We start from the raw sequence: 7,600 nt of genomic DNA, 5'->3' as shown, positions 1-7,600 counted from the left end.
CTGTAGACAGCTCGATTGTCCGGTTCCTATTGCCCATCGGGGGAGGGGCTCTGCCGAGGTAGACTTGAAGGCTACCTTTTCATATAAAAATATTTGCTCAAAACAGACATTTCAATTATAATTACCCCAAAAAATCTGAAGAGGAAATGATTTTATCATTCCGGGCGCAATACTTGAACCATTAATACCAGATATACCCATGACGAACATATTGAACTACAGGATGTCATTATGAATAAAGAAACCATTGATTTCGGTACCATGGCTTCAAATCTGGGCTTTGACGAAGACGAATTTAAAGAGGTGGCCCAGTTACTGGTAACGGTCTCTCTGTCCGACATGGAACAGCTTGAACAGGGAATTGCAAACCAGAACCCGGACCAGGTAAAAAACGCTGCCCATTCCATTAAAGGGGCTGCCGGCAATCTGGGCTTCATGGACCTTGCACATTGTGCGGAAACCATTGAAACGTCAGCCCGGTCCAATGATATTGATAACTTGAGCCCCCACATTGAGACCATTAAAAAGACATTAAACACCATTTCAAACAGCCTTCTGGGCTGATGCCGTGGTACCCGTTGCTCTGGAAATGACCGAAAAAGAGACCAGATCATCATGTCAAAGAAATCCAAATATGTTTACCACACACCCCCTGACCATCCTGACCATTGATGATCATCCCCTGAATCTCAGAATTATTGAAAAAACCCTTTCCAAGGAAGGCTATAGAGTATTGAGTGCCGAAAACGGCCCCCTGGGAAGACATCTTGCCAAGGCACAGCAACCGGATCTGATTTTACTGGACATTAAAATGCCAGGTGAAGACGGGTTTGAAGTTATCCGATCTTTAAAAAAAGACCCCTCCACCACGACCATTCCTGTCATTTTTCTCACGGCATCCCATTCTGTGACATCCAAATTGAAGGGCTTTCAACTGGGTGCAGTGGATTATATCACCAAACCTTTTCATCCCCTGGAGGTCATCGCAAGAATTCGCCTTCATCTGAAACTTTCCATTGCGGGCAATTCCCTCATCACCGCCCAGGCAGACCGTCTCCGACAGGTCTCCCGGGCCCAGGCATCTTTGTTACCCACACCTAAAACCCACCCGGATGCCGCCTTTGGCATTTTTTACAAAACCATGGAAGAAGCCGGGGGGGATTTTTATGATATCATCGACGTTGCAGAGAACATCAAAGGCTATTTCATTGCCGATTTTTCCGGACACGGCATTGAAACCAGCTACATGACTTACTCGCTCAAGGCCTTGCTCACCCAAAACTTCACCCCGGTTTACAAGCCGTCTGAAAGCATGAAGATCATCAATGATGTGCTGGTGGAACTGCTGCCCGAAGAAAAATATCTCACGGCCTGCTACCTTCTCATAAACCGAATCACGGGGCTTGCCACCATCATCAATGCCGGGCATCTGCCGGTGATCTTCATGCCTGCATCTGGGGAACCCCACCTCATCAAAATAGACGGGGACATCCTGGGGATTTTCACCGATGCCACTTTTGGCATAATGCAGTTCAAGGTAAGTCCCGGGGATCGCTTATTCATGTACACCGACGGCCTGGTTGAATCTGTAAAACACAAAATCACCTGGTGCCGTGGGGCAGACACCCTTTTACCCCTTTTCAAGCAAGCCCCCCATCTACCCATTGAAGACATGCCTAGATATCTGGTGGGAAAAATTTTTAATGATACCGCCGTTCCCGAAGATGATATTCTGCTGATCAGCGTGGAGGTGTAAACCCATGGCAAATGAACCCATATTCAATACATTCCAGGAAAAAAACCATCTGAATATCATCTTCAGTTCCACACTGAAAAATGTTGACAGGACCTGCCGGTATGCCCTTACATTTCTATCTCAGAGCATCCCTGCCTTTCGGCATGAATTTGAAATCAATCTGCTCATGCGCGAAGGCCTTATGAATGCGGTAAAGCACGGAAACGAATGTTCCCCGGACAAACTGGTTCATTTCACCATCAGGGTTTGTCAGCCAGACACCATTCTCATGGAAATAGAAGACCAGGGTGACGGATTTAAATGGTATGAAATGGGCCATGATCTACCCGATGATTACGCAGAAAGCGGCAGAGGCATTTTTATTATACGGCAGTATTGCTCCCTGGCAAAATACAATGCCAAGGGAAATCATCTGACCATTCAAAAGCAGCTCAACATTGAATAAAAATGAGAATGGGCCCATAAAAAAGAGGGCGCTTATCATATATAACATCTGCCAACCAATCATTGGTGGGAAAATGGGATCAATAATCCAAAATGCCCCCCTTTCAGACTCACAAATATATAATAAACCCCGTAAGGAAGGATAAATGGAAATAAATTTCTGCAGCAGCTGTGGCGGCACCATGGAGCAGGCTATCCCCGAAGATGATGAACACGTGAGGGCCATTTGTACACGATGCGGATTCATCCACTACCTTAATCCTAAGATGGTCGTGGGATGCATTCCCCAGTGGGGTGAGCAGGTACTCATGTGCAGACGTAATATTGAACCGGGAAAGGGCAAATGGACCCTGCCCGCCGGTTATCTCGAAAATGGTGAAACCGTGGAGGAAGGTGCTGCCAGGGAAACCCTGGAAGAAACCCGGGCACGGGTGAACATCACCGGTCCATGTCGACTATTCAATATTCCCCATGTCAACCAAATGTATCTGATGTTCAGGGCAGAGCTCCTCTCAAAGGAATTTGGTCCCACATCGGAAAGCACCCATGTGGCCCTGTTTTCAAAGGAAAACATTCCCTGGGATAACATTGCCTTTTCAGTCATCCGCAAAACCCTTGAAGACTTTTTTGAAGACAGAAGCCAACCGCCCGGATCATTTAAAATAAAAACAATTCTTCCAGTTTGAGGATGGAATGACAGGCCGGGTAGGTTCTAAAATCGGCCAACCTGGCCATGGATAGCCCCTTGACATCACGGATACTTTTTGTTTAATATTATAGGTTTGGCAGACGTAATATGCAAAAATTATTATTTTTACAAACGTCATGTCCTGATGGACACAATAAATAATGAACAAGCCATTGGTATTAATGGCACAGCACCCAGCAACTGCTTTTTCAGATAAAAAAATAAAGGATGATACCATGCTCAAGATTGGTGAAAAAGGCGCTGTACCCCAGCGAGACAAAAAAACCTACGCCATTGCCCCCCACCTGCCCTGTGGGGTAGTCACCCCCGAACAACTCAGAACCATTGCAGACGTTGCCGACAAATACAAGGCAGCGGCAGTCAAAGTAACCAGTGCTTCACGCATTGCCATTGTGGGGCTACAGGAATCAGACATTGACAATGCCTGGAATGATCTGTCGTTGAACCTTGGCCACGCCGTTGGCCTGTGTGTAAGAAGCATCAAAGCCTGCCCCGGCACCACCTTTTGCAAACTGGGACAGCAGGACAGCCTTGGCATGGGCATGAAACTCGATGAAATTTACCATGGCATGGAACTGCCCAGCAAAACAAAAATGGGCGTCAGCGGCTGCACCAATCAATGTGCCGAAAACTGCATCAAAGATATTTCACTCATGGGAAAAAAATCCGGCTGGACCCTCATGGTGGGGGGAAACGGGGCTTCCCGTCCCCGGCTTGCCGAGGTGTTTGCCGAAGGGCTGGACAGCCAGACGGCACTGAACCTCATTGAAAAAGTGGTGGCCTATTACAAGGAAAACGGTAAAAAAGGGGAACGAATCGGCAAAATGATTGACCGACTGGGCCTGGATGCCATGAAAACAGCCCTTCTGGCCGAATAATCTTTTTCACCCCAGTAGCCTGCATCTCAGACGCTGTTTCTCTGCATTCATTGTGAGGTCCCCCAGTGCCATCCACCGCCCGGGACCGACAGCAATCCGTTCCTTATGTTAAATAAAAATTAAAATCCAATCTTCCAGCCCCCGGGCATCTAACCCCGGGGGCCCTTTGACGGTTTTCAGTTCCATGGTACAGGAATCTCTAAGATGAAAAAAACTGCTGTCATCTCCCTATTTTTTTTATGGGCTCTTTTTCTGCCCGCATGCCAGCCGGAAAAACCAGCCCCTCCGCCCAAAACCATGCTCATTTTCTGTGGTATCACCATGATCAAGCCCATGATGGACATTGCCGAAATCATTGAGTCCCGGGAGAACATCAAGATCATCATCACCAAGGGAGGTTCCGGCAACCTGCTCAAATCCATTGTTTTCAACAGCAAGGGAGATCTCTATCTGCCAGGATCAGAACGCTATTACCAGACCATAGAAAAAGAGCATCCCGGACTGATTCTGGACCAGGTTTTGGTGGGGCAGAACCGGGCCGCCATCATGGTTCAAAAAGGGAATCCCAAACAGATCTCTTCAGACCTTGAAAACTTTACCCGACTGGAATATGCTGTGGTCATTGGCAATGCTGGCAGTGGCAGCATTGGCAGGGAAACCCGGAAAATTTTTACCCAGAAGGGAATTTACGATCAGGTCCTGGCCAATACCATGCATCTGACCACCGATTCCAAGGATCTGGCCCGGGCACTGAGGGAAAAAAAAGCCGATCTGGTCATAAACTGGTATGCCGTGGCCACCTGGGATGAAAACAGACCATTCATGGATACCATTGGTATTGATCCCCGTTATGCAGCACCCAAATCATTAATTCTGGGTCTTTTAAAATTCTCTGAAAACCAGGAAATTGCCCGCAAATTCATGGCACTGGCCGCATCGGAACAGGGTCGGGCTATTTTCAAAAAATATGGATTAAATTTTTAAGCGAAAAATACCGTTTTTTGATCAGGGCCATGCTGGCGTTCAGGGTCTTTCAGACACTCTTAGGATCCATGGCATCTGCCTTTGTCCAACCGTTTTTCAACACCGGATATGCTGATATGCAACGCTATGCCCCCCGTGTTAAAACTTTTTTTTCAGAACCCATTGCCCGACTGCTCATCTATTTTGTGGTCATTTTGGTCCTGGGCTCCACTGCCCAGATTCTGGTGGAAAATATTCTTTTAAACAAACTGGAACACCAGAATCAGATTGTTGAAAACCAGCGAGCCAAGCAGCACATCGGGGCATTGATTCAGCAAAAATTGATATTTCTGGAGCTGAACTTCAGACAGATCCTGCTCTCAGACAACAGCCATTCCCGCAGAAATCTTTCCAGCCAGTCAGCCACCTACATTACCTCATTGAAAAAATTACTTATACTCCTCCAGAAGGGGGGACAGTTCATTGAAACCATCCAGGTAAACCTGAACCGGACAGACCGGTTCCAGGAGGTCATTTCTTACACAAGGGAAGCACCGGAAGCAATTTCTGTTGAAGTCATTAATATCTCACCTAAACTCAACGAACTTGAAACCATTTTATCCACCATTTCATCCCTTTTGAATCACCCAAATCCGGTCCAGGGAGGGAGCACCGCCCTTGACCATCGCGTCAAAACCACTGCCCAGGAGGCAGAAACCCTGTTTCAGCGCTGTCGGGAAGATGCCAATAAAATACTGCATGACACCAACCGCACCCTGGCACAGCTCATAAAGGAAAGGAATATTCAAAAAAACGAATTCCAGAAGATCAGGAACCTGTTTTTCGTGATGATTCAGCTGTTTGTGGTGGCCATGATGGTTATGATCCTGTTCAAAATCACCCGGATTCTGCGCCAGCGGAAAATTGCCGAAGCCAAAAACAGACAATTGCTGTCCGCCATCAAGTTAAGCCCCCTTACCTTTATCATCACCGACAAAAACGCCACCATTGAGTATGTCAACCAGGCCTTTGAAAAGATTTCGGGGTATTCCGCCGCCGAGGCCATCGGTCAGTCCACCCGGATCATGAAATCAGGGCGGTATGACAACGCTTTTTATGAAAACATGTGGAACACCCTGCTTTATGGTAAAATATGGAACAATGAAATACAGAACCGCAGAAAAAACGGAGAACTGTTCTGGGAGAGTGCCACCATCATTCCCCTGGAGGATGAAGACGGAAGCATCAACCGGTTTCTGGCCATTAAAGAGGATATGACGGAAAAAACAAACCTTCTCAAATCCTATGAAGAGGCCAATGAAGTGTTCCAGGAAATATTTTCCAACCTGCCAGTGGGAGTAGTCATCGTTGACACCGAAAAACACATTCTCCAGGTCAATGCCGAGGCGGAACGCATACTGGGATATGCCCCCAACGAGGCGGAACGCCTGCTGAAAAACCGGGTATGCCACGACAACTACTGCACGGTGGTTTCCGGGGAATGCCCCATCTTTGAGGGACAGAAACCCAGGGTGATCCTGGAAGAAAAATATGCCATTAAAAAAGACGGCACCACCATACCTATTTTAAAAAGTGTGATTCCCATAAAGCTGAAAGGAGAGCGGGTGCTTCTGGAGGCGTTCATGGATCTTTCTGCCAGAAAACAGGCGGAACTCGCCATGATTGAGGCCAAGACCGCCGCAGAAAATGCCAATAAGGCCAAATCGGAATTTCTTGCCACCATGAGCCACGAAATTAGAACCCCCATGAACGCCATCATGGGATTCACCGATCTGCTGTTGACCGAAGAAACCCAGCAGAACAAAAAAGAGAAACTCCAAATCGTTTCCGAATCGGCCCACAATCTGCTGCAGCTTATAAACGACATCCTGGATTTTTCCAAAATAGAAGCCGGTAAAATAGAACTGGAACACCTGCCGTTGTCTATCAAGGCGCTCTTGAGCCAGGTACACAGCCTGTTTGTATTCAAGGCAAAGGAAAAATCCCTGGATCTTATTTTAAATGTGGAAGAAAACATGCCCGAATATGCCATGGGCGATGAACTCAGAATTCATCAGCTCATGATCAATCTTCTGGGAAACGCCATCAAGTTCACCCACAAGGGGTCCATACACATCCACGCCGCATATAAAGACAGCCATTTCATCCTGAAGGTGGAAGATACAGGTGTGGGCATTCCCAAAGACAGTATCAACCACATTTTTGAATCCTTTCGCCAGGCAGACAGCTCAACGATGAGACAATATGGCGGCACCGGTCTGGGGCTTGCCATCTCCTCCTCCCTGGTGAAATTAATGGACGGGTACATTGAGGTCACCAGTGAAGCAGATAAAGGATCATGTTTTGCCATTCATCTACCCCTGGAAGTGGTGAACCCGGTGGAGCTGGTCTCTTCCGAGCCTGTTGAACAGGTTACAAACAGTTTTATGCCCCAAAAAACAATCCGGATACTGGTGGTGGAGGACAATGCCTTTAATTTAAAAATCGTAACTGCCATGCTCAAACGCATGGGTATTGCCCATGACAGTGCTGAAAACGGTGAAATTGCCATGGAACGGCTAAAAACACAAGCCTATGACCTGGTGCTTCTGGACATGCACATGCCGGTCATGGACGGCATGGAAACCATTGCCGCCATTCGCAGTACCCCGGAGTTGAAAGACCTCATGGTCATTGCACTCACCGCCAATGCCATTGTGGGAGACAGGGAAAAATATATCCGTGCAGGGTGCAATGACTATCTGTCCAAACCCCTGAAACGGGAAATTCTCCAGGAAAAAATCTGCTCTGTCTTCCCCGAGGCCTTTTAAATACATCCCCGTGCTGATC

Annotated in this window: 7 protein-coding genes; all 7 read left to right on the top strand. The window is 47.3% G+C overall.

All coding sequences use genetic code 11. The features are described from left to right. Nucleotides 1–231: 231 nt before the first annotated feature. The 7 genes from ACYQ2M_RS18990 to ACYQ2M_RS18960 all read left to right on the top strand — a co-directional run bounded on the left by ACYQ2M_RS18990 (nucleotide 232) and on the right by ACYQ2M_RS18960 (nucleotide 7,581). Nucleotides 232–564 (top strand): Hpt domain-containing protein, encoded by a 333-nt coding sequence (locus ACYQ2M_RS18990; protein ID WP_459917957.1) that lies wholly within the window; start codon nucleotides 232–234, stop codon nucleotides 562–564. Between the two features lie 70 nt (nucleotides 565–634). After that, nucleotides 635–1,756, top strand: a complete 1,122-nt coding sequence (locus tag ACYQ2M_RS18985) for a PP2C family protein-serine/threonine phosphatase (protein ID WP_459917956.1) — start codon at nucleotides 635–637, stop codon at nucleotides 1,754–1,756. Between the two features lie 4 nt (nucleotides 1,757–1,760). Then, nucleotides 1,761–2,201, top strand: a complete 441-nt coding sequence (locus tag ACYQ2M_RS18980; protein ID WP_459917955.1) for an ATP-binding protein — start codon at nucleotides 1,761–1,763, stop codon at nucleotides 2,199–2,201. Nucleotides 2,202–2,346: 145 nt separating this feature from the next. Beyond that, nucleotides 2,347–2,886 carry an NUDIX hydrolase gene (locus tag ACYQ2M_RS18975; RefSeq protein WP_459917954.1) on the top strand — a complete coding sequence of 180 codons (540 nt, stop codon included), beginning with the start codon at nucleotides 2,347–2,349 and terminating at the stop codon, nucleotides 2,884–2,886. A gap of 163 nt (nucleotides 2,887–3,049) precedes the next feature. Further along, nucleotides 3,050–3,787: a nitrite/sulfite reductase domain-containing protein gene (locus ACYQ2M_RS18970; RefSeq protein ID WP_459917953.1), complete on the top strand. Its 738-nt coding sequence runs from the start codon at nucleotides 3,050–3,052 to the stop codon at nucleotides 3,785–3,787. A gap of 204 nt (nucleotides 3,788–3,991) precedes the next feature. Further along, a complete protein-coding gene (locus tag ACYQ2M_RS18965; RefSeq protein ID WP_459917952.1) occupies nucleotides 3,992–4,771 on the top strand; it encodes a substrate-binding domain-containing protein in 780 nt (259 codons plus the stop codon). 29 nt (nucleotides 4,772–4,800) lie between these two features. Next, nucleotides 4,801–7,581 carry a PAS domain S-box protein gene (locus tag ACYQ2M_RS18960; protein ID WP_459917951.1) on the top strand — a complete coding sequence of 927 codons (2,781 nt, stop codon included), beginning with the start codon at nucleotides 4,801–4,803 and terminating at the stop codon, nucleotides 7,579–7,581. The last annotated feature ends 19 nt before the right edge of the window (nucleotides 7,582–7,600 follow it).

The sequence above is a fragment of the Desulfocicer niacini genome (genome assembly GCF_054657595.1).
The sequence above is the reverse complement of the archived record's forward strand: the minus strand, read 5'-3'. Positions and strand labels throughout refer to the sequence as shown.